2 protein-coding genes are annotated in these 1,272 nt (G+C 67.6%); both read right to left on the reverse strand.

Annotation, left to right across the window (positions count from 1 at the left end; translation table 11 throughout):
• A partial coding sequence (locus tag EN939_RS34705) for a TIGR01459 family HAD-type hydrolase (protein WP_127271880.1) occupies window positions 1–504 on the reverse strand: 504 nt, incomplete at its 3' end.
• On the reverse strand, window positions 501–1,272 hold a 772-nt coding region (locus EN939_RS34710), incomplete at its 5' end, for an FGGY-family carbohydrate kinase (protein ID WP_245473287.1). The genes EN939_RS34705 and EN939_RS34710, both read right to left, overlap by 4 nt.

Here is a 1,272-nt window from a genome sequence, read left to right on the forward strand (position 1 = left end):
ACACGGCACCCGCCGCTCTGCAGCCGGCGCGAACAGCCTGCGATAATGGTCGAGGTCAAAGCGGTCACCCTCGCTGGCCGCGATCAGCACCAGTTCGGCCTCATCGCCGGACCCGGTCAGCACAAAAGGCAGGCCCTCGATCGCGGAGCGGTCAGCTTCACGGCTGATCAGCAGACATTTTGTCCCTGGGCGCAGCTTCCCCGAAATCGCCATCTGCCTGAAGGATCGCCACGCCACCTCGCCGGAAGAAACGAAATGATCCCAGCTTCCCGCTTCGAAGCCGAGTTTCATGAGCCGGCTTTCATTGGGTCGTGCCCGCCTGCCGGAGTTCGAAACCAGCACCACGGTCTTGCCGGCGCGCTTCAGCGCCGACAGCGCTGCCACCGCGCCTGGATAGGGCCGTGTGCCGTCATGCAGCACGCCGAACTGGTCGAGCAGGAACACGTCGTAGCGCTCCGCCAGCGGCCCGATGCCGTCGAGACGTTCGATCGTTTTGGCGCTCATAGGAGTCCTGCCCGGCTTGCACCCATCAGCGCCAGCCGCGCCGTGCCGGCGGCGGCCTCGTCGGAAAGCGCGGGCAGGAAATCGACGCCGAGCCTGCGTCGCCGGATTGCCGTCCAGGCCGGGTTCGCCGCCCCGCCTCCGACGCTCCGGACCGATATCAGCGCGGGCGCGCCGAGTTCGGCAAGCCTGTCATAGCCGAGCGTTTCGATCGCGGCGATGCCTTCGAACATCGCTTTCAGATAATCGGCGTCGTCCGCCGGCCGGGGCGCAAGGCGAGGCGGCAGCGCCGGATCGGCGATCGGAAATCGTTCGCCCGTGGCGGGAAGCGGATAGTAATCGAGGCCGGTGTCGGTCTCCGGGTCGATTGTCGCGCTGAGTTCGATGATACAGGCGAGCGGAAAATGCTGAGCCAGCACCTTGCCGCCGGAATTCGACGCACCGCCCGCCAGCCAGGCGTTGCCGAGCCGGTGGCTGTAGATGCCGAAGCGCGGCGCCGCAATCGGCCGGTCGGACAGGATCTTGATGGTCAGCGAGGATCCCAGCGCAGTGACGCCGTCGCCGATCGCGGCGGCACCGGTCGCCAGGAACGAGGCGCAACCATCCGTGGTTCCGGCGACGACGGCCACATCGCGCGGTAAGCCGAACAGTTCCCCGGCTTCCGCGGTGAGGGCGCCCGTGACCTCGCCCGGTTCGACCACGCGCGGCAGCAACTCCATGCGCATTCCGGTCGCCGCGATCCATTCCGGCCAGCGGCGGGCCTCGACATCA

This window comes from Mesorhizobium sp. M7A.F.Ca.CA.002.05.1.1, from assembly GCF_003998335.1.
In the GTDB taxonomy this organism is placed as follows: Bacteria; Pseudomonadota; Alphaproteobacteria; order Rhizobiales; family Rhizobiaceae; genus Mesorhizobium.